The organism is Cupriavidus taiwanensis, assembly GCF_900250115.1.
In the GTDB taxonomy this organism is placed as follows: Bacteria; Pseudomonadota; Gammaproteobacteria; order Burkholderiales; family Burkholderiaceae; genus Cupriavidus; species Cupriavidus taiwanensis_B.
In genome coordinates this window covers 1,371,669-1,390,825 of record NZ_LT984804.1, presented here as the reverse complement: position 1 = coordinate 1,390,825, position 19,157 = coordinate 1,371,669, and the positions used below count along the sequence as shown (strand labels likewise).

The 19,157-nt window shown below is 68.6% G+C and carries 19 protein-coding genes; 11 read left to right on the top strand and 8 right to left on the bottom strand.

What is annotated here, in order from left to right; genetic code table 11:
* Window positions 1–114: 114 nt before the first annotated feature.
* Together CBM2586_RS23120 and CBM2586_RS23115 are read right to left on the bottom strand one after the other, a co-directional pair.
* On the bottom strand, window positions 115–786 hold the full coding sequence (locus tag CBM2586_RS23120) for a response regulator (RefSeq protein WP_115690009.1): 672 nt from the start codon (window positions 784–786) through the stop codon (window positions 115–117).
* Entirely contained in the window at window positions 783–2,237 is a 1,455-nt protein-coding gene (locus CBM2586_RS23115; protein WP_240988004.1) for a cache domain-containing protein, read from the bottom strand. Before CBM2586_RS23115 ends, CBM2586_RS23120 begins: the two co-directional genes overlap by 4 nt.
* A gap of 556 nt (window positions 2,238–2,793) precedes the next feature.
* On the opposite strand from CBM2586_RS23115, the gene CBM2586_RS23110 reads away from it, so the two are divergent.
* Entirely contained in the window at window positions 2,794–4,806 is a 2,013-nt protein-coding gene (locus CBM2586_RS23110) for a hypothetical protein (protein WP_115690007.1), read from the top strand.
* A gap of 43 nt (window positions 4,807–4,849) precedes the next feature.
* On the opposite strand, the gene CBM2586_RS23105 is transcribed toward CBM2586_RS23110, so the two are convergent.
* The 3 genes from CBM2586_RS23105 to ampC all read right to left on the bottom strand — a co-directional run bounded on the left by CBM2586_RS23105 (window position 4,850) and on the right by ampC (window position 8,600).
* Entirely contained in the window at window positions 4,850–6,238 is a 1,389-nt protein-coding gene (locus CBM2586_RS23105; protein ID WP_115690005.1) for a YncE family protein, read from the bottom strand.
* 52 nt (window positions 6,239–6,290) lie between these two features.
* Window positions 6,291–6,731 carry a CopM family metallochaperone gene (gene copM / locus CBM2586_RS23100; protein WP_115664460.1) on the bottom strand — a complete coding sequence of 147 codons (441 nt, stop codon included), beginning with the start codon at window positions 6,729–6,731 and terminating at the stop codon, window positions 6,291–6,293.
* A gap of 675 nt (window positions 6,732–7,406) precedes the next feature.
* Window positions 7,407–8,600 carry a class C beta-lactamase gene (ampC, locus tag CBM2586_RS23095; RefSeq protein WP_115664463.1) on the bottom strand — a complete coding sequence of 398 codons (1,194 nt, stop codon included), beginning with the start codon at window positions 8,598–8,600 and terminating at the stop codon, window positions 7,407–7,409.
* A gap of 195 nt (window positions 8,601–8,795) precedes the next feature.
* Between ampC and phnC the strand changes: the two genes are divergently transcribed.
* The 4 genes from phnC (at window position 8,796) to CBM2586_RS23075 (ending at window position 12,087) form a co-directional block, all read left to right on the top strand.
* Entirely contained in the window at window positions 8,796–9,650 is an 855-nt protein-coding gene (gene phnC / locus CBM2586_RS23090) for a phosphonate ABC transporter ATP-binding protein (RefSeq protein WP_115690003.1), read from the top strand.
* Between the two features lie 52 nt (window positions 9,651–9,702).
* Window positions 9,703–10,704, top strand: a complete 1,002-nt coding sequence (gene phnD / locus CBM2586_RS23085; RefSeq protein WP_115664468.1) for a phosphonate ABC transporter substrate-binding protein — start codon at window positions 9,703–9,705, stop codon at window positions 10,702–10,704.
* A gap of 104 nt (window positions 10,705–10,808) precedes the next feature.
* On the top strand, window positions 10,809–11,621 hold the full coding sequence (phnE, locus tag CBM2586_RS23080; RefSeq protein ID WP_115664470.1) for a phosphonate ABC transporter, permease protein PhnE: 813 nt from the start codon (window positions 10,809–10,811) through the stop codon (window positions 11,619–11,621).
* A gap of 4 nt (window positions 11,622–11,625) precedes the next feature.
* Entirely contained in the window at window positions 11,626–12,087 is a 462-nt protein-coding gene (locus CBM2586_RS23075) for a GNAT family N-acetyltransferase (protein ID WP_115690001.1), read from the top strand.
* A gap of 1 nt (window position 12,088) precedes the next feature.
* Here the strand turns inward: CBM2586_RS23075 and phnN are convergent, their stop codons facing one another.
* From phnN to phnF, 3 genes are all read right to left on the bottom strand, one after another.
* Window positions 12,089–12,679 (bottom strand): phosphonate metabolism protein/1,5-bisphosphokinase (PRPP-forming) PhnN, encoded by a 591-nt coding sequence (gene phnN / locus CBM2586_RS23070; RefSeq protein WP_115689999.1) that lies wholly within the window; start codon window positions 12,677–12,679, stop codon window positions 12,089–12,091.
* Complete coding sequence (locus CBM2586_RS23065; RefSeq protein WP_115664477.1) at window positions 12,676–13,401, bottom strand: DUF1045 domain-containing protein; 726 nt, start codon at window positions 13,399–13,401, stop codon at window positions 12,676–12,678. The genes phnN and CBM2586_RS23065 overlap by 4 nt, the downstream gene beginning before the upstream one ends.
* 126 nt (window positions 13,402–13,527) lie before the next feature.
* Window positions 13,528–14,262: a phosphonate metabolism transcriptional regulator PhnF gene (phnF, locus tag CBM2586_RS23060; protein WP_115664479.1), complete on the bottom strand. Its 735-nt coding sequence runs from the start codon at window positions 14,260–14,262 to the stop codon at window positions 13,528–13,530.
* Window positions 14,263–14,440: 178 nt separating this feature from the next.
* Between phnF and phnG the strand changes: the two genes are divergently transcribed.
* The 6 genes from phnG to phnL are packed head-to-tail and all read left to right on the top strand — an operon-like array spanning window position 14,441 to window position 19,131.
* Window positions 14,441–14,941 (top strand): phosphonate C-P lyase system protein PhnG, encoded by a 501-nt coding sequence (gene phnG, locus CBM2586_RS23055; RefSeq protein ID WP_115689997.1) that lies wholly within the window; start codon window positions 14,441–14,443, stop codon window positions 14,939–14,941.
* A 1-nt stretch (window position 14,942) separates the two neighbouring features.
* Window positions 14,943–15,560, top strand: coding sequence for a phosphonate C-P lyase system protein PhnH (gene phnH / locus CBM2586_RS23050; protein WP_115689995.1), 618 nt, complete (start codon window positions 14,943–14,945; stop codon window positions 15,558–15,560).
* 1 nt (window position 15,561) lies between these two features.
* On the top strand, window positions 15,562–16,722 hold the full coding sequence (locus tag CBM2586_RS23045) for a carbon-phosphorus lyase complex subunit PhnI (protein WP_115689993.1): 1,161 nt from the start codon (window positions 15,562–15,564) through the stop codon (window positions 16,720–16,722).
* Entirely contained in the window at window positions 16,719–17,621 is a 903-nt protein-coding gene (locus tag CBM2586_RS23040; RefSeq protein WP_115689991.1) for an alpha-D-ribose 1-methylphosphonate 5-phosphate C-P-lyase PhnJ, read from the top strand. Before CBM2586_RS23045 ends, CBM2586_RS23040 begins: the two co-directional genes overlap by 4 nt.
* The gene (phnK, locus tag CBM2586_RS23035; protein WP_115689989.1) at window positions 17,618–18,394 is read left to right on the top strand and encodes a phosphonate C-P lyase system protein PhnK; all 777 of its coding nucleotides are present in this window, start codon (window positions 17,618–17,620) and stop codon (window positions 18,392–18,394) included. Before CBM2586_RS23040 ends, phnK begins: the two co-directional genes overlap by 4 nt.
* Before the next feature lie 5 nt (window positions 18,395–18,399).
* Window positions 18,400–19,131, top strand: a complete 732-nt coding sequence (phnL, locus tag CBM2586_RS23030) for a phosphonate C-P lyase system protein PhnL (protein ID WP_115664491.1) — start codon at window positions 18,400–18,402, stop codon at window positions 19,129–19,131.
* Window positions 19,132–19,157: the final 26 nt, after the last annotated feature.

The window sequence follows — 19,157 nt, the reverse complement described above, 5'->3', positions numbered from 1 at the left end:
TCCCCTACGCAGTAATACAGAGAGCGCGTTGCGCGCTCCAATCATGGTGCGCACCACCGCCCTGCCCCGGTGCAACCGCACCAGGCACGGACACATCGTACGGGTAATGGGCAGTCAGCAGTCCGCGGCCAGGGCCGCGTCGGCCAGCTGGATCGCGTGCAGGTCGGAGAAGTGGACCGCGTACTTGACCAGCTCGGCGCGGCCGCCGACCTGGAGCTTGCGGCGCAGGTGCAGCCGGTGCGTCTCGACGGTGCGCACCGACGTGCCGAGCCGCTCGGCGATCTCCTTGTTGGAGCGGCCCTCCGCCAGCAGCTTCAGCACCGTGGCTTCCTTTGGGGTCAGCGCGCGGCGCGAAGATGGCGGCGGCTCGCCGGTCTGCAGGAAGGCCTGCAGCTCGGCGTTGAGGTAGGTCCCGCCGGCCGCGACGGTGCGGATCGCGGTCACCAGCTCGTGCGCCGGCGCTTCCTTGAGGACATAGGCGGCGATGCCTAAGGCAAAGGCGCGCCGCACGTATTCCGGGTCCTTGTGCATCGACAGCGCGATCACGCGCACCGAGGGAAAGCGTTCGGCAAAGCGCGTGGCAAGCTGCAGGCCGTTGGCATCGGGCATGTTGATGTCCGACACCACCAGGTCCGGCTCATGCCGCCCCGCCAGGATGATGGCTTCCTCCACGCTCGCCGCCTGGCCCACCACCGTCATTTCCCCGGTGGCCTCCAGGCGAAGGCGGACGCCGTCCAGCACGAACGGATGGTCATCGACCAGCAGCACACGAAGGTTGGGGGTCATGCGGCAGGCCTCCTTGCAGGGGAATGATGGCCCAGGCCTCGTCCGGGCCGGGTCCTGGTGCGGGTCTCGGGCACCGGCGGCGGCAGGCGCAGGCGGGCCTCGACGCGCGTGCCGCGGGGGCCGGTGTGCACGACGAAGTCGCTGCCTTCCAGGCTTTCGATGCGCTCGCGCATGTTGCGCAGGCCGATGCCGCCCTTGCCGTCGGCGCGGACCTTGTTCAGGTCGAAGCCATGGCCGTTGTCCTCGATCGTCAGCGCGACGTGATGGCCTTTGCCGGCCAGCGTGACCTGGACCCAGCCGGCCTGCGCGTGCGTGAGGGCGTTGTTCAGGGCCTCCTGCGCGACCCGGAACAGCGCGGTGCGCTGGGCCTGCGACAGCGCGGGGATGGCGCCCTGCTCGATGAAGCGCAGCTCGACGGCGCGCTGCGGGCGCAACTGCTCGACCAGCATGCGCAGCGCGGCGGCCAGCCCGAGGTCGCTCAGCAAGGCCGGATGCAGCCCGTGCGAGACCCGCCGGATCTCGACCAGGGCTTCCTGCAGCCGGCCCAGGCCTTGTGCCAGCAGTGCCTGCGGCGCGTGGCGGCGCGCTGGCACGCGCTCCTGGTCCGGGTCGGTGCCGGGCTCCTGTTCCAGATGAACCTGTGCGGTCTCGAGCAGGTACTTGGACGACACCAGCACCTGCACCACGCCATCATGCAGTTCGCGGGCGACACGGGCGCGCTCCTCTTCCTGCGAGCTCACCACGCGCCGCGCCAGGCGCCGCAGCTTCTCGCCGGAGATGCGCGAGTTGCGCAGGTTCCAGGCCAGTCCGGCCAGGCTGATCAGCATGACCGAGCCGATCGCGAAGGCGGTCAGCCGTATCTGCGTATCGCGCAGCGTGCGCGCGGCATTGGCATCGAACGCGGCCAGTTCGCGCTCGATGTCGTCCATATAGAGGCCGGCGCCGATCACCCATCCCCATTTGTCGGCGGTCCTCACGTACGACATCTTGGGTGCCTCGGTGCGGGAGGACGGCTTGATCCAGTTGTACCGGACAATGCCGCCGCCGGCTTGCGCCTGGCTGATCAGCATCCTGGCCTGGTCGCTGCCGGTATCGGCGGGGTCGCAGAAATCGACCCCGTCGATGCCCATGCTGCCGGGATTGAGCAGCACGTTGCCGAGGCGGTCGTAGACAAAGAAGTAGCCGTCATTGCCGAAATGCATGCGCGAGAGCGCCGCGAGCACCTGTTGCTGCAGCGCGGCTTCCTCGCCGCTGCCCTGGGCGATGCGAGCCAGCGTGGCATGGCCGAGTTCGACGTAGTGGCGCAATTCCTTTTCCTTGCTGGCCACATAGACCGCCTGGACCTGTTTGCGGTCCTGCCGGGAATGGCCGACCATCTGGTACGAGACCATCCAGGTCACCAGCAGGAACACCACCAGCATGAAGGCCGCCGACAAGGCGACCGTTCTCATGCGGATCGTCATGCTTTGCACGCACGGGGGCAGTTGGATCATCGGGGGGGCCCAGGGGAGCCGGTCATACTCGGGCTGGCGGGCCGACTGCGCAGGCCGCCGACGAAAACACCGAAGCGGCGTAGGCGCGAATGCCAACGCCGCCACGACAAATCGATTCCTCCCAGTTCGATTGATTGAAACCGCCCTGTGCGCGCGTTCTGGTCCCGCGCTTTGCCAGCCGGTTTCTCGACCCCTGATGCAGCCGGCGAACGCACTGGCTCAACCGATATGCATGAGGAAACCTATGACGTTTTGTGGCAAAAAGCAAGCAGCGTGCCGGAGCCCGCAGCGCAGGATGCAAGCGCGCGGAAACGTCGATTGGGGCGATTACCGATAACAATGCAGACATGGACCACAGCCGCGCCAGCCAATGCAGCAGAAATATGTGCTGGCGTACTAAGCCGCGCCCGCAAAGCTGCCAAAGTCAACCTGGCGCATCCTTGCGCCCACGATTTTCCTTTGCGCCGCATAGAGACAGATGCCCGGAAAGCGCTTGCCATCGCACCACACTGCCATGCGTCAGGCCGTGAGCCCGACGCTGGCTGCCTGCGCCGTCGTGCTGGCGATGGCGGCCTGCGAGCGCGAAGCGGAGCGCCGCGCCGTGGCGCCCGTGCCGTCCGGCACCGCATCGGTGGCGGCTGCCACCAAGCCGGTGCCCGCGCCGGCGCCCGCGCAACCAGCGCCACCCGTGCCGGCGGTCGCGGCAGCGCCACCGCGGCCATGGTTCGACGACATCCTGGATGCCGACGGCACGCTGGTGCGCGAAGCCTATCTGGCCATCGCCTCCGATTACAGCAGCGACGAGGCCATTGCCTATCGCTACGGCCCGGCCAATACCAGGCCGCTGGCGACGGCGCCGACCCACTGGCAGCCGGGCGACCAGACCTTCTATCCGCATGGCAATGCCTGCTATCAGAAGGAGTTTCCCAAGTCCGAGCCGGATCACAGCCTCAAGGTCATCTATCAGCTGGGCCAGCTGGATTGCGCCCGCAACGATTACGGCAGCAATATGGGGGATGTCATTTATCGCGCCGATGCGGCGTCGGACCCTGGCGTCACCTCATTGCTGACGCTGGCCCTGAGTGCCGGGACAGTTGCCGAGAAACCGCAGCTGCCGTGGGTTTACGGGCATGTCGCGACCGATCCCCAGTTGCACAATCATATTGCCGCCAATGGCGGCGAAATGCCCAGGCGCCCGATTGCGATGGGACGCTGCAGCGAACACGACTGCGCCCAGGCCTTGATCGCGTTCCAGAACGGGCTGATTGCCTCGGTCGGCAGCAATACCGCGTCGCACTCGGCGGCAGTGAAACTGCCTGCGGGCAAGGTGCCCACGGCGATTGCGATCACGACCAATTCGGAATTCGCGCTGGTGACGATCTGGGATACGGTCGGCTTCAAGGGCCAGCTGGCGGTGCTGGCGCTGGGCAGCCTGGCCGATGGCAGCAAGGTGGGCGGGCCCTATGACCCCAGCGCGGGGTCGTGGCCGGGCCTCTACCCCGGCCTGCGCAACATGTCCAACTTTGTCTTTATCAAGCTGCTGGGCTTTATCGACCTGCCGGGCATGGTGGCGCCGACGGATGTCTCGGCCGTGACGGATTTCGCCGTGATGCAGGACAACAGCACGCAAGGCTGGCTGATCGACCCGGTCGGCCGCCGCGGCGCCGGCCTGACCATGACCGAGGTAAACCCGGCCACCAGCAGCGTGAACCAGAGGAGCTTTACGCGTGCCGGCATCAACGGCAGGCTGGTATCGCGCGCCGGCGTCGCGGCGGTGATCTCGAAGTCCGAGAAGAAGGTGCTCTTCCTGAACCTGAAGCCGCTGTTCGACAAGGTCAACCGGGCTTACTTCGAAGGCAGCCATGCCGCGCTGCAGGCGACGCTGGCCAACACCGGCCTGGGCGATGGCCAGTGGCCGCCGGTATTCGCCGTCGACAACTATGCGCCGACCATCGTCAAGTCGGTGCGCCTGCCGCAAAAGCCCACGGTGGTCAGGATCTCGATCCTGCCGGTCCCCGGTCGCGCGTGGGTGGCCACGGAGGAAGGCAAGATCCGCGCGTTCTCCGTGGCGGGGCTGCAGTCCGGCCGCAATCCGGAACCGCGGATGATCGAAGAGATGCTGAGTGTGCAGGTCGGCAAGAATCCCACCAGCATGAAGCACCATGTCAACGTGGGGCTGGGCAATTCCAACACCCGCCTGTGGGTGGTGTCGCGCGGCGCGCAGAAAATCCAGCTGGTCGACATGGTGGGCCTGACCGTCGAGAAAACGCTGCAGGACTCGCGCATCGTCGACCCGATCACGGTCGACGAGACCCAGCAGAACCCGCTGCTGACCAGCGTGATCACCATCGCGGACTACACCGGCAGGCAGGTGATGAACTACCGCTACGCGCCGATTGCCCTGCAAGGCGGCAATACCCCGCTGCATATCGGCGTCGGCAAGTCGGGCAATGCGCCGTTCGAGTTCGGCGGCGCCTATGCCGTGCCCGGCAAGCCGTTCGATTTCACCCAGAGCAATGTGCCGTGAGCACCCTGCCCCGCGCTGCCCCGCGGCGCGCGCTACGGCACGCTCAAGGCGCGCTGAGCAGTACCGCGTTGGCCGGGTCCGGCGGTGCGTTGCCCTCCATCACCACCAGCTGCACCGGTGACGGCGCCTGCGGCGACAGCGTCGGCACGACTTCCCGCAGCGGCCCGATCGCGGTGCCGTTGGCCATGCCGGCCGGGTTGGTCCGGAAGCTTGCCACCGGCGCCTTCTGCCCGCCCACGTAGACGCTGTATTGCGTTTCCGGCTTCAGCTTGAACAGCGACACCTCGAGCGCGTCGACCACGCCCAGGTTGCGCGCCACCACAAAGCCCTTGGCGTCGCCGCGGACTGGCCTGAGCGCAAGGTTGAGCGGCTCGGTGTTGGCTCTCGGCACCAGGTTGCCGGTGCCGGCGCCGCCCGGCACCGCGTTGCTGACATAGACCAGCGCCTGCGGCGCCTGGCCCACCGGCACGCGTGCGATCACGCGGTGGTCGGCGGTGTCGATCACATCCACCGCGTCGCCGTTCTCCAGGCCGACATAAATGCGCGTGCCGTCGTCGGCCGCCCAGATGCCGTGCGGCAGCGCGCCGACCGGAATGGTCGCGAGCAGCGTGGGGGTGGCGTCGGTGGTGAACACCTTTACCACGTTCTCGCCACCCACGGTCACATAGGCGAGCGTGCCGCGCCCGGTGCGGGCAAAGGCCAGGTGGTTGGTGATGAAGCCGGTATCGAACACGCCCTTCACGGCCAGCTTGTCGGTGTCGATGCGCGTGACCTTGCCCACGTCCTTGTGCGTCATCCAGACTTCCTTGAAGTCCGGCGTGAATTGCAGGAAGGGCGAGAACGGGCTGGCCACGTCCAGCCGCTTTACCACCTTGCGGGCCCTGACGTCGATCACGTCGACCACCGGATTGAAACTGGACACGACGAAGGCAAGCTTGCCCGCCGGGTGGAACAGCACCATGCCCGGTCCCGCCGTGGTCGGGATGCGGCGGGTCTCGCGGTACGTGGCGGGGTCGATGACCGAGATGTAGTCCTCGCCGCGCACCACCACCCAGACTTCCTTGCCATCGGCGGTAAAGAAGCCCTCGTGCGGCGAGCGGCCGATATAGGCGATGCCCTTGACCCGGTTGGTGGCGGTATCGATAAACGCAACCGAGTTGGAGCCATTGGAGATGGCGATCAGGGTCCGGTGGTCCGGGGAAAAACCCAGGCCGTGTACGTTGAGTTCGCCCTTGTACAGCGGCGACAGCACGTCGGGCCGTGCGTTGCCGAGCCGGATCTGGCCCAGCAGCGTGTTGGCGGCGGGGTCGATCACCGACACGGTGTTGCTGTTCTGGTCCGCGGTGTAGACGCGGTCCTGCGGTTGCGGGGCGGCGCTGGCCAGTGGGGCGCCGAGTGAAATGGCCAGGGCGACAAGCGTGTTCTTCTTCATGGCGGCAAAGGAGTTGGATGAGGTTGGCAAGAGGCGCGCGAGCGGCATGGGGTCAGCGCGGCGGGTTGGCCTGGGACGGCTGGGCCTGGTGGCGCTGCAGCCACGCCTGCATCAGCCGTATCTCGTTCTGCTGCTCGGTGATGATGCCCTGCGCCAGGTTGCGCAGCGCCGGATCCTTGCCGTATAGCAGCAGCGCCTTGGCCATGTCGATCGCGCCCTGGTGGTGCGGGATCATCATGGCGACGAAGTCATGGTCGGGAATGCCGTTGGTGGGGGCCTGCGTCATGCCGTGGTGCATCACGCCCATGGCGTCATCGATCAGGCCGGCGTAGGGTTTTGCGGTGCTGGCCACAAAGGGCGGCGGTGCCGCCGCGTGGGCGGGGTGCTGGTGGGCGTTCTCGGCCGGTACGGCAAAGCTGGCGGCCGACAGGCACAGCGCCGCCACGGCGCGTGCCGCGGTGCCGGCGCCATGGCGTGAGGAACTCTGTTGCATCGCGGGTCTCCGGTTGGCCCGGCGCCTGGCGTGTGCCTGGGCTCGGGCGGTTACCTTGCGTATACACGCGGGACGCGGCGATTATTCCCGTCACGGAGGAAAAAAAATTGGTTCGGGTTTTGGGGGGATTTGGTTGTCGTGCTGGGCGGGCGTGCCTGTTTCGCCGGCGTAGCCGGCCACCTACTTCTTGTCCGACAAGAAGTACGCAAGAAACGCGTTGCCTGAGCGGCCGGCTAAGGCGGCGTTGGTGGTTCGAGCGGTGGTGACTTGCGGTGAGGCGGTTGGTGGTTCCACCCCTGCTGACGCTACCTGGAGGTGCCTGGCGTTCGGGGGCGGATGGACGAACCCGACTTTAGGTCGGTGGCAACCTGCTAAGCACGTTATTGGTGGGACGCCTTCGGCTGCTCTGCGCGCGCTCCCGATCGCAGGTCTACTGCTCTGGCACCGAGTGCGTCGCTGCGCTAGCACGGCCTTGTCGCGGGCGAGCCCAACAGTCTATCTCCGCCCGCATGTTTTCTCCCCTCTCCCGCGTGCGGGAGAGGGGCGAGGGGAGAGGGCCGGCGCATCCACGAAGTCGGCCGCATCAATTCTTCGGTCCCTGCACCGTCCCCGGAATTCGGCGATGAACCAAATTTTTGGCGTTGCGGAGCCTGGGCCGCTACCGGCAAGACCCTGTCATGGCTTTCGGTCCCGCGCGGCCTGGCCGTCCAGGTATGTCAGCACCTGGAACGCCGCCTTCACCCGCTCCGCGACCGGGTAGTTCTTGTTCGCCAGCATCACGATGCCGATGCGCTGCGACGGCACGTAGGCGACATAGGCGCCGAAGCCATTGGTCGAGCCGGTCTTGTTGACCAGCATGTCGCTGCGCGCCGCCTGCGGCGGCTGCAGCCGCGCCACCGCATTGGCCTCGAACACCACCTGCGGCGAACTGCCCGCCAGCACGCTGTCGCGCTGCGCCGGCCAGGGGTACATTTCCCAGGCCAGCCCCTGCACCATGTCGCCGACCCTGAAGTAACCGGTGCGGGTGGTGGCCAGCGCGCGCCGCAGGGTCGGGTCCAGCCCGCTGCCGTCGATATTGGCCATGACGAAGCGCATCATGTCGGCCGAGGTGGTCTTGACGCCGTAGGCCTCGGCATCCAGCACGCCGGGCGTGACGCGGACCGGCTTGCCGTCCTTGCCGTAGCCATAGGCATAGTCGCCCATGCGCGCCTTCGGCACCGTGAGGTAGGTGCTGCGCAGCCCCAGCGCGGGGTACAGCGTCTGCTCCATCAGCACCTCGAACGGCTGCCCCATGCTGCGCGCGGCCAGGTAGCCGAACAGCCCGATGCTGGGATTCGAATACTGCCGGTGGCTCCCGGCGGCGTAGCGGGGGCGCCAGTTGCGGAAATAGTCGACCATCGTGCCGGTGTCGGTGACGGTCGCCGGAAACTGCAGCGGCAGCCCGCCGGCCGCATACGTGCCCAGGTCCAGCAGGCTGGTCGCGCCCACGCTGCTGCCGGCGAGCGCGGGCAGATACTTCGCCGCATGGTCGGCCAGCGACAGGTCGCCGCGGGCCTGCGCATAGGCGGCCAGTGTCGCGGTGAAGGTCTTGCTGACCGAGCCGATCTCGAACAGCGTGTCGGCGTCGACCTTGCGGCCGCTCGCCCTGGCGGCGACGCCGTAGTGGAAGTCGTACTGCCTGCCGCCGGCCGTAACGCTCACGGCCATGCCCGGCACGTCGTGCGCCTGCATCACCGGCTGGATCGCCGCGTCGACGACACGCTTGAGCGTGGCCGCATCGACACGCTGCGCGGCATGGGCACCAGCGCCGCACAGCAGCGCCGCGGCGGCGGCAACGGCTGGCACCCTCTTCTCAAGAATCCTGTTCATATCAGCCCGTGGAAGACCTTGATGCGCCGGCAAACAGCGCCGCCGGCGCGGAGAAATAAAACGAGACTTTACCGGCTTCCCGGCCGCGCCCGCCGAAACCGGTGTCCGATGACCGTGCCGGATCGGTCGGCCGGTCATCGTTCTGTCATCCACCCCCGCCAGAATGCGCAGGTCATTCAAGTCAGGGGAGTCGACATGACGCACGCAATTGAAGTCCGCGGGCTGAGCAAATCGTTCCGTGCGGACCGCAAGGCGCTTGACGATGTCACGCTGCACGTCGCACCGGGCGAGATGGTCGCGCTGCTGGGCGCATCCGGATCCGGCAAGTCTACGCTGCTGCGCCACGTGGCCGGCTTTGTCACCGGCGACGCCGGCGCCGGCGAGATCCTGGTCAACGGCCGCCACGTGCAGCGCAACGGCCGGCTGGCGGGCAACGTACGCCAGGTGCGGCGCGAGATCGGATTCGTGTTCCAGCAGTTCAACCTGGTGGGACGCCTGCCGGTGATCACCAATGTGCTGGTCGGCATGCTGGCGCGCGTGCCCAAGTGGCGCGGCCTGCTGCGCATGTTCAGGGCCGACGAAATCCGCAGCGGGCTCGACGCGCTTGCGCAAGTTGGTATAGACGACTATGCCTTTCAGCGGGCCTCGACGCTGTCGGGCGGCCAGCAGCAGCGCGCCGCGATCGCGCGCACGCTGGTGCAGAACGCCAGCGTGATCCTGGCCGATGAGCCGATCGCCTCGCTCGATCCGGAATCCTCGCGCCGCGTGATGTCGCTGCTCAGGCAGATCAACCGCACCCGCAAGGTGTCGGTGGTGGTGTCGCTGCACCAGGTCGACGTAGCCATGCGCTACTGCCCGCGCGTGGTGGCGCTGCGTCATGGCAAGGTGGTCTATGACGGCCCTTCGGCCGCGCTGACGCCGGCGATGCTGCGCGACCTCTACGGCACCGAAGCCGACGAACTGCTGCGCGACGCCGTGCCTGAAGACGAAGGCAGCGCCGCGCCCATGCCGGCGCCGGCGCTGGTCACGATGAACCTGGCCGCCGCCTGAGCGGTTGCCGCAGCCCCGTTCCACCCAAAACCGCTTGCCACCGGAGTTGCCCATGCTTCGCAGAACCTTCATCGCCATCGCGGCCTCGGCCGCGGTTGCCCTGCCCGCCCTGCCCGCCTTTGCCCAGGACGCCAGGAGCCTGAACATCGGCTTTATCTCGACCGAATCGTCGTCCAACCTGAAGACCGCGTGGCAGCCGCTGATCGACGATCTGAGCAAGGCCCTGGGCGTGCCCATCAAGCCGTTCTTCGCCTCCGACTATGCCGGCATCATCGAAGGCATGCGCTTCAACAAGGTGCAGATCGCCTGGTTCGGCAACAAGTCAGCCATGGAAGCGGTGGACCGCGCCGGCGGCGAGGTCTTTGCGTCGGTGATCGACAAGGACGGCAACCCCGGCTACTGGTCGGTGCTGATGGTCAACAAGGACAGCGACCTGAAGAGCGTCGAGGACGTGATCAGGCGCGGCAAGGAGCTGACCTACGGCGCCGGCGACCCCAACTCCACCTCGGGCACGGCGGTGCCGGGCTTCTACCTGTGGAGCGTCAACAAGGTCGAGCCGAAGACGCTGTTCAAGGCCGTGCGCATCGGCAACCATGAAACCAACCTGCTGTCGGTGCTGAACAAGCAGGTCGACGTGGCCGTCAACAACACCGAGAACATGGAGCGCTACCGCATCAACACGGGCAAGAACGCCTATGACCAGGTGCGCGTGCTGTGGAAGTCGCCGCTGATCCCGGCCGACCCGATGGTCTACCGCAAGGACCTGGCGCCCGAACTGAAGAAGAAGATCCAGACCTTCTTCGTCAACTACGGCAAGGGTGCCGACGCGGCGCGCGAGAAGCAGGTGCTGGCGGCGCTGACCTACCAGGGCTTCCGCGCCTCGAGCGATGCGCAGCTGGTGCCGATCCGCCAGATCGAGCTGGCGCGCGAAAAGGCCAAGATCGAATCGGACACCACCCTGGCGGCCGCCGACAAGGAAAAGCGCCTGTCCGACGTGACCCGTCGCCTCGCGGAGCTGGACAAGGCCGCCGCCAGCGCCAGCAGCACGCAGTAACCCGTTCGCTGCCACCACACTGTTCCACCTGTCTCACCGGGGCCGGCGGCCGTCGCCGCCCGCCTCGCACCGCTTTCCAATCCTCGCTGTATCCGGACCGCTCCATGACCGTCTCCGCCACGCCTGGCCTGCCTCCCACGCCCCGAAGCCATGTGCGCCCGCCGCGCACGCCCCTTGCCGTGCCGCTGACCTGGGCGGTGCTGCTGGCCATGCTGGCCCTGTCGTGGCAAGGCGCCGACATGCGCCCACTCGACCTGCTGCGCGATTCCGACAACATGGCCAGGTTCGCGGCGGATTTCTTCCCGCCCGATTTCCGCGACTGGCGCCACTACCTCGACGAGATGCTGGTCACCGTGCAGATCGCGCTGTGGGGCACGGCGCTGGCGGTGGTGATGGCGGTGCCGCTGGGGCTGCTGTGCTCGGCCAATATCGTGCCGGCCTGGGTCTACCAGCCGGCGCGCCGGATCATGGACGCGTGCCGCGCCATCAATGAAATGGTGTTCGCCATGCTGTTTATCGTCGCGGTCGGGCTGGGCCCGTTCGCCGGCGTGCTGGCGATCTGGATCCACACCACCGGGGTGCTGGCCAAGCTGTTTGCCGAAGCGGTCGAGGCCATCGACCCGCGCCCGGTGGAAGGCGTGCGCGCCACCGGCGCCGGCCCGGTCGAGGAAATCGTCTACGGCGTGATTCCGCAGGTGCTGCCGCTGTGGCTGTCGTTCGCGCTGTACCGCTTCGAGTCCAACGTGCGCTCGGCGTCGGTGGTGGGCATCGTCGGTGCCGGCGGCATCGGCACGGTGCTGTGGGAAATCATCCGCAGCTTCCAGTACGGGCAGACCTGCGCGGTGATGATCATCATCATCGTGTTCGTCTCGGCCATCGACATCCTGTCGGCCCAGATCCGCAAGGTGCTGGTGTGATGCCATGCTGACCACCGAAACCTCGCTCGCGCTGCGCGAAGTGCGCGGCTCCGACGCCGAACTGCTGCACCTGTCCGCGCTGCTGGCGGCGATGGACGGCGAAACCCCGCTGCCGCTGACGACCATGCGCGAGCGCTATGCGACCATGCGCCGCTACCCGGACTACCGCTGCTACATGATGGTGGGCGCCGACGAAGTGCCGCTCGGCACCTTCAGCCTGCTGGTGTTCCCGGTAATGGTCCACGACGGGCGCCCCGAGGCGATCGTCGAAGCCGTGGTGGTGGCGCCGGACGCGCGCGGCATGGGCGTCGGCAAGGCCATGATGCGCGAGGCGATGCGGCTGGCGCGCGAAGCCGGCGCGGCCAAGCTGGCGCTGTCATCCGGCGCGCGCCGCCTGCGCGCGCACCAGTTCTATCGCCAGCTCGGCTTTACCGAGCATGGCATCAGCTTCAGCATCGGGCTCTGACTCAGGCTGGCCCGGCCGCCGCGGGCGCGGCGCCCACCAGTTGCGCCAGGGCTGCCACCGCCGTGTCCAGCCCGCCGCTGTTGTCGATCTCGATCAGCCGGCATCCGGGCGGCACGGCGAATGCCTGCCGCGCACGCGCCAGCCGTCTTGCGATCGCGTCTTCGGCCTCGCGTCCGCGCCGGCGCAGGCGCGCCGCCAGCACTTCCGGCTGCACCCGCACATGCACCGCGCACAGCCTGGGGTAGCGTGCCACCGCTTGCGGCAGGTACTCGCGCGAGCCGTTGACGATCACCGTCAGGCCGCGCGCCAGCCACTGTTCGATCTCGATGCCGATGCCGTAGTGCAGCCCGTGGCTGTGCCAGTCCAGCGCCAGGCAGCCCAGCGCCCGGCGGCGCTGGAATTCTTGCGGGGTCAGCGCCACCGAGGCCTCGTTGGCGTCGGCGGCGCGGGTGATGTAGCGATGCGCGATGATGATGCGGTGGTCCGCGCCCAGGCGCTCGCGCAGCGCGCGCAGCAGCGAGTCCTTGCCGCTGCCGGACGGTCCCATCAGGTAGAACAGGCCGTGTCCGTCGGCCACGGTTGCCGCGCTCATGTGCCCAGATACGCCGCACCGGCGCGGTCCACGGTGCTACCGTCGAAGCCGTAATGGCGGGCGACGACAAAGTCCTCGCCGTGTGCCGGCTGCACGAACACGCTGATGCGGTCCACGTGCAACGGCGCTTGCAGCAGCTTGCCGCTGGCCGCTTCGAGCTGCGCGATCGCGGCGCGCTGGCCGGCGACGTCGAGCATGCCGGTCAGGGTGATATGGAACACGAAGGTGCCGAACACATACGGATAGCCCCATGCCTCCGCCATGCGGCGTTCTTCAGCGCTCAGCTGGTCCGGCGCGCGCCTGGCCAGCTCCTGCGCCGAAGGCGGCGCGCGCAAGGGATCGAAGGCCTGCACGCAGGCGTCGGCCAGCGCCTGCATCGGCGGCGAGCCGCCATCGGCAAGCCCCCACGCGACAAAGCCACGCAGCGCGCGCAGCGCCAGCGCTGCGTCGAACGGCGCCTGCCGGCGTGCAAGATCCCGGGCGATGGCATCGACCATCGCGCCGTTGGCGCCGTCGGCAAGCCGGAACGGCGGCTTCAGCGTGGCGTGCAGGCCGTAATGCGCCGGCGCCCTGAGCCACTCCGCCGGCGCGGCCGGCATGCCGGGGGGCGGTGGCAGCGTGGCGCCGGTGTCGGCGTCGCGCCCCAGCCACTGGCTGCCGAAGCTGTGCAGCGGGCCGGAGGGCGACAGGTAGATGGCGTAGCGGTACGCGTCTTGGGTCATGCGGCAAGGTTACCAGCGGCGTCACGCGCGCGCGGGCGCTGACTGCCCCGGTTTGGTGGGGTTGACCGCAGACGGTAGCGCAGGCAGATGACAGCCGGATGTCTAGACCAATCCCGCAAATCCGCCTCAGTCGCGCTCGGACACCGTCAGCTGCACCCAGTCGCCGGCGAAGCGCACCACGCTGTACTGCACCGGGTTGCCGTCGATATCGACGTTGAGCGCCTCGACCTGCAGCACCGGCCGGGTCTTGGGCTGGTTCAGCATCCGCGCCACCGGCGCGCTGGGCATCGCCGCGGTAATGCGCGACCACTTGCGGGTGTAATCGGCAATGCCGAAATGCGCCAGCGCGCGCGATACCGACTGCCTGGCACGCAGCACCTCGTCGATGCCGGGAAAGCGCCTGGGGTCGAAGTAATGCTCGGCCACGTCGATGGTGCGGTCCTCGGCCTTGCCGATCATCTGGGCGTGCAGCAGCTCGGCGGTGCGCGTCAGCCCCAGCTGTTTGGCCACGTCCGGCGCGCGCACCAGCTGGCTGGCGACGACTTCGGTGTGGCCGCGCACGCCCTGCGCCGCCAGGTTCTGCGAGAAGCGCGTGCGGCGGCCAATGGCGTAGTCGATCGCATGCTCCTGCACGAAGGTGCCGCGGCCCTGCTCGATGCGCACCAGCCCGCTCAGCTCCAGCTCGCCCATGGCGCGGCGGATGGTATGGCGGTTCACGGCGAAGCGGTTGGCCAGCTCCGGCTCCGGCGGCAGCTGCTCGCCCGGCAGGTAGAGCTTCTTGCGGATGTCGTCCGCCAGCGCCTCGCCAATCTGGCGCCACACCGCGACGCCCGAACCCCGTTCCACTTCCCGATCAGACATCTTGCGCTGTCCTCTTGTCATCCAGCGTTAACCCATGCCGTGCGATTGTGCCTGAGTCATGCCGCGCCGGCAGCGTGCCCGAGCAATCCCCTGCCCCGTCATGAAACGTTCATTTGGCTATGGTCTAGTGGCTGCGTGTTCGAGCAATGACATCTAAACGTATAGACGTATAGGGGTGATGATGCAAAGCGAAACCGCGCGGCCCGATGTGCCCGCCGCCCATGCCGCCCGCGCCGCCTGGCTGCGGATCCTGGCGACCGCGCCCGCCGAGGCGCTCGACGGCGCCTGCCAACAGCTTGCACAAGCGCAGGCCCTGCCCGCCTACCGGCTGCTGCGCAAGCCCGAGGCCGGCATGGCCATGGTGCGGGGCCGCGCCGGCGGCACCGGGGCACAGTTCAACCTTGGCGAGATCACCGTCACACGCTGCGCGGTCGTGCTGGACGATGGCGCCGCCGATGCCGGCGCGGGCATCGCCTACGTCCAGGGCCGCAGCGAGCGCCATGCCGAGCAGGCCGCGCTGCTGGACGCGCTGCTGCAGCGCCCCGCCTGGCACCAGCGCGTGCAGGAGCTGGTGCTCGCACCGCTGGCCGAGGCACACGCCCGCCGCGCCGCGCACGCCGCGGCCACGGCCGTGCAGACGCGCGTCGAGTTCTTCACCATGGTCCGCGGAGAAGACTGAGATGCATACCAACCAAGCGATGCCATCCACGCCGGCCGCCGCGCTGCTGCCCGGCTTCGACGATCCGGTCGGCGACGCCCAGCAGGTGTTCCGCGCCGCGCTGCAGGCCTTTGCCCACCCCGGCCAGCTGCAGGGGCTGCCGGCCCGCAGCGGCTTGCCCGAGGGCCTGTCGCCGGCGCTGGCCGCATTGCTGCTGACGCTGGCCGATGCCGATACGCCGGTCTGGCTGCCCGCCGGCGTGCCCGCCGCCGCGCGCGCCTTCCTGCGCTTTCACTGCGGCTGCCGGCTGACGGAGGATCCCGGCGCCGCGGCCTTCGTCTGCGTGCCGGCGGGCCATGCCACGCCTGCGCTCACCGACTGCGCGCAGGGCGACCCCGCCTTCCCGGATCGCTCGGCCACGCTGCTGGTGGAAGTGGCCTCGCTGGCCGAGGGCGAGACCCTCACGCTGCGCGGCCCGGGCATCGAGCACACGCAAGCGCTGCGCGTTGCCGGGCTGCCCGCGGGCTTTCGCGCGGCCTGGCGCGCCAACAACGCCCGTTTTCCGCTCGGCGTGGACCTGCTGCTGTCCAGCGGCGACCGGTTCTGCGCGCTGACGCGCACCACCATCGTGGAGGACTGACATGTACGTAGCCGTCAAGGGAGGCGAGCGCGCCATCCTGAACTCTTACCGGATGCTCGATGCCTATCGCCGCGGCGACATCGCGGTGCCGGAGCTGACGCTGGCACAGATCCGCGAGCAGATGCCGCTGGCGGTGGCGCGCGTGATGGCCGAAGGCTCGCTGTACGACCCCCACCTGGCCGCGCTGGCGCTCAAGCAGGCCGCCGGCGACCAGATCGAGGCGATCTTCCTGCTGCGCGCGTACCGCACCACGCTGGCGCGCTTCGGCTATACGCAGCCGCTCGATACCGGCGCGATGCGCCTGCAGCGCCGGATCTCATCGACCTACAAGGACGTGCCGGGCGGCCAGGTGCTGGGCCCCACCTATGACTACACGCAGCGGCTGCTGGATTTCTCGCTCGAAACCGGCCGCGCGCCGCAGCCCGTGGCGGCGGCGCAGGAACCGCTGGTCGCCACCATGCCGCGCGTAACCAGCCTGCTGGAAGCGGACCAGCTGGTCGAAGCCGACGAGGTTCCCGCCGGCGACCCCGCGCCCCCCGACCTCACGCGCGAGCCCCTGAGCTTCCCCGCCGGCCGCGCCGCGCGCTTGCAGAACCTGGCGCGCGCCGACGAGGGCTTCCTGCTGTCGATGGGCTACTCGACCCAGCGCGGGTACGGCAATTCGCACCCGTTCGCGGCCGAGATCCGCTACGGCACGGCCGAGGTGGAGCTGTTCGTCGAAGAGCTTGGCTTCGCCGTCACCATCGGCGAGATCGAGCTGACCGAATGCCAGATGGTGAGCCAGTTCGCCGGCAATGCCGACCAGGCGCCGCGCTTTACGCGCGGCTACGGGCTGGTGTTCGGCTACAACGAGCGCAAGGCCATGTCGATGGCGCTGGCCGACCGCGCCATGCGCGCCGAAGCGCTGGGCGAGGCCGCCGACGCGCCGGCCAACGATATCGAATTCATGCTGTACCACAGCGACAACGTCGAGGCCTCGGGTTTCGTGCAGCACCTGAAGCTGCCGCACTACGTGGACTTCCAGGCCAACCTGGAGTTGCTGCGACGGCTGCGCGCCGGCGGCGCCGGGGCGCCGGACAGCGCCATGCCCGCGTGCGCGGCAACGCCATCGCAAGCACACCCGCAACCACAGCCACAGCCGCATGAGGAGACGCTGGCATGAGCGCCGCCGACACCACCATGGCCGCCGGCATCGCCCGCGACGAGCACTATAACTTCGGCTATCTCGACGAATCGACCAAGCGCATGCTGCGCCGCGCTCTGCTCAAGGCGGTGGCGATCCCGGGCTACCAGGTACCGTTCGGCAGCCGCGAGATGCCGCTGCCGTATGGCTGGGGCACCGGCGGCATCCAGGTGACGGCCGCGATCATCGGCAAGGACGACGTGCTCAAGGTGATCGACCAGGGCTCGGACGACACCACCAACGCCATCAATATCCGGCGCTTCTTCGCCCGCGTCACCGGCGTGCCGACCACCGAGCGCACCACCGAGGCCAGCATTATCCAGACCCGCCATCGGATCCCGGAGACCCCGCTGCGCGCGGGGCAGACCGTGGTGTTCCAGGTGCCGATTCCCGAGCCGCTGCGCTGGCTGGAGCCGAGCGAAGGCGAGACCCGCACCATGCACGCGCTGGCGGAATACGGCGCGATGCACGTCAAGCTGTACGAGGACATCGCCCGCCATGGCCACATCGCCACCACCTACGACTACCCCGTGATCGTCAACCAGCGCTACATGATGCGGCCTTCGCCGATTCCCAAGTTCGACAACCCCAAGCTGGACCGCAGCCCGGCGCTGATGCTGTTCGGCGCCGGACGGGAAAAGCGCGTCTACGCGGTGCCGCCCTACACCGCCGTCAAGAGCATGGATTTTGCCGACCACCCCTTCACGGTGGAGTCGTGGGCCGACTGCTGTGCGCAGTGCGGCGCCACCGACAGCTACCTGGACGAGATCATCACCGACGACGCCGGCACGCGCCGGTTCGTGTGCTCGGATACCGAGTACTGCTCCGACCGCAAGGCGACGCAGGCCGTCAGGACCGCTGCCGGAGGCGCGCAATGAGCGCCGCCCCGCTGCTGTCGGTGCGCAACCTGACGCGCACCTGGGACGGCCTGCACGGCTGCCATGACGTCAGCTTCGACCTGTATCCCGGCGAGGTGCTGTGCGTGGTGGGCGAGTCGGGCTCGGGCAAGAGCACGCTGCTGCAGGCGCTATCGATGCGGGCGCCGGCGCAGCGTGGCAGCGTCAGCTACGCCATGCGCGAATCCGGCCTGACCGACCTGGCCACCTTGTCCAGCGCACGCCTGCGGCTGCTGGCGCGCACCGACTGGGGCTTCGTGCGCCAGCACGCGCGCGACGGCCTGCGCATGCAGGTCAGCGCCGGCGCCAATATCGCCGAACGGCTGATGGCCGTGGGCGAGCGCCACTACGGCAACCTGCGCGAAGTCGCGGGCAACTGGCTGGAGAAGATGGAGATCGACCTGGCGCGGCTGGACGACGTGCCCGGCACCTTTTCCGGTGGCATGCAGCAGCGGCTGCAGATCGCGCGCAACCTCGTCACGCACCCGCGCCTGGTGTTCATGGACGAGCCCACGGCGTCGCTCGATGTGTCGGTGCAGGCCCGCCTGCTGGACCTGCTGCGCCGCCTGGTGGCGGACCTGGGCCTGGCCGCGGTGCTGGTCACGCACGACCTGGCCGTGGCCCGGCTGCTGGCGCACCGCACCCTGGTGATGCAGGGCGGTCGCGTGGTCGAGCAGGGCCTGACCGACCAGATCCTCGACGATCCCCAGCATCCGTACACGCAGTTGCTGGTTTCTTCCATCCTGCAGGGCTGAGCACGATGCACGCAGAACAACCGCAGAAGCTGGTCGAGGTGCGCGGCCTCGGCAAGATGTTTACGTTGCACAACCAGGGCGGGATCCGACTGCCGGTCTTGCGCGCGATCGATTTCGATGCCGCGCGCGGCGAATGCCTGGTCCTGTCCGGGCCGTCCGGCACCGGCAAGAGCACGCTGCTGCGCTGCCTGTACGGCAACTACCTTGCCACCGAAGGCAGCATCCGGCTGCGCGATACCAGCGCCGACGGCGCGCCGTGGGTCGAACTGGGCCACGCCAGCGAGCAGCGCGTGCTGCGGCTGCGCCGCGACGTGATCGGCTATGTCAGCCAGTTCCTGCGCGCGATCCCGCGCGTGGGCGCGCTCGACGTGGTCGCCGATCCGCTGCGGCAGCGCGGCGCCGGCGCAGACGAGGCGCGCGCCCGCGCGGCTGAACTGCTGGCGCGGCTGAACCTGCCGCGCCGGCTGTGGGAGCTGCCGCCCGCCACCTTCTCGGGCGGCGAGCAGCAGCGCGTCAACATCGCGCGCGGCCTGATCGGCGGCCATCCGATCCTGCTGCTGGACGAGCCCACCGCCTCGCTCGACCCCGACAACCGCGCCGTGGTGGTCGCGCTGATGCGCGCAGCGCTGGCCGAGGGCCGCGCGCTGATCGGCATCTTCCACGACGAAGCCGTGCGCGATGCCGTGGCCACACGCCTGCTGCCGCTGCAACCGGCCACCACTACCGCCCCCGCCTGAACCGAACACGCCCCGAACGGAGCAAG

Bases quoted from the DNA above. Each gene is read 5' to 3' on its own strand.
- CBM2586_RS23120 (WP_115690009.1), bottom strand. From the start codon at position 786: ATGACCCCCAACCTTCGTGTGCTGCTGGTCGATGACCATCCGTTCGTG.
- CBM2586_RS23045 (WP_115689993.1), top strand. From the start codon at position 15,562: ATGTACGTAGCCGTCAAGGGAGGCGAGCGCGCCATCCTGAACTCTTAC.
- phnL (WP_115664491.1), top strand. From the start codon at position 18,400: ATGCACGCAGAACAACCGCAGAAGCTGGTCGAGGTGCGCGGCCTCGGC.
- CBM2586_RS23110 (WP_115690007.1), top strand. From the start codon at position 2,794: ATGCGTCAGGCCGTGAGCCCGACGCTGGCTGCCTGCGCCGTCGTGCTG.
- CBM2586_RS23105 (WP_115690005.1), bottom strand. From the start codon at position 6,238: ATGAAGAAGAACACGCTTGTCGCCCTGGCCATTTCACTCGGCGCCCCA.
- CBM2586_RS23040 (WP_115689991.1), top strand. From the start codon at position 16,719: ATGAGCGCCGCCGACACCACCATGGCCGCCGGCATCGCCCGCGACGAG.
- ampC (WP_115664463.1), bottom strand. From the start codon at position 8,600: ATGAACAGGATTCTTGAGAAGAGGGTGCCAGCCGTTGCCGCCGCCGCG.
- phnC (WP_115690003.1), top strand. From the start codon at position 8,796: ATGACGCACGCAATTGAAGTCCGCGGGCTGAGCAAATCGTTCCGTGCG.
- phnD (WP_115664468.1), top strand. From the start codon at position 9,703: ATGCTTCGCAGAACCTTCATCGCCATCGCGGCCTCGGCCGCGGTTGCC.
- CBM2586_RS23075 (WP_115690001.1), top strand. From the start codon at position 11,626: ATGCTGACCACCGAAACCTCGCTCGCGCTGCGCGAAGTGCGCGGCTCC.
- phnH (WP_115689995.1), top strand. From the start codon at position 14,943: ATGCATACCAACCAAGCGATGCCATCCACGCCGGCCGCCGCGCTGCTG.
- phnF (WP_115664479.1), bottom strand. From the start codon at position 14,262: ATGTCTGATCGGGAAGTGGAACGGGGTTCGGGCGTCGCGGTGTGGCGC.
- phnK (WP_115689989.1), top strand. From the start codon at position 17,618: ATGAGCGCCGCCCCGCTGCTGTCGGTGCGCAACCTGACGCGCACCTGG.
- phnE (WP_115664470.1), top strand. From the start codon at position 10,809: ATGACCGTCTCCGCCACGCCTGGCCTGCCTCCCACGCCCCGAAGCCAT.
- CBM2586_RS23115 (WP_240988004.1), bottom strand. From the start codon at position 2,237: ATGAGAACGGTCGCCTTGTCGGCGGCCTTCATGCTGGTGGTGTTCCTG.
- phnN (WP_115689999.1), bottom strand. From the start codon at position 12,679: ATGAGCGCGGCAACCGTGGCCGACGGACACGGCCTGTTCTACCTGATG.
- CBM2586_RS23065 (WP_115664477.1), bottom strand. From the start codon at position 13,401: ATGACCCAAGACGCGTACCGCTACGCCATCTACCTGTCGCCCTCCGGC.
- copM (WP_115664460.1), bottom strand. From the start codon at position 6,731: ATGCAACAGAGTTCCTCACGCCATGGCGCCGGCACCGCGGCACGCGCC.
- phnG (WP_115689997.1), top strand. From the start codon at position 14,441: ATGATGCAAAGCGAAACCGCGCGGCCCGATGTGCCCGCCGCCCATGCC.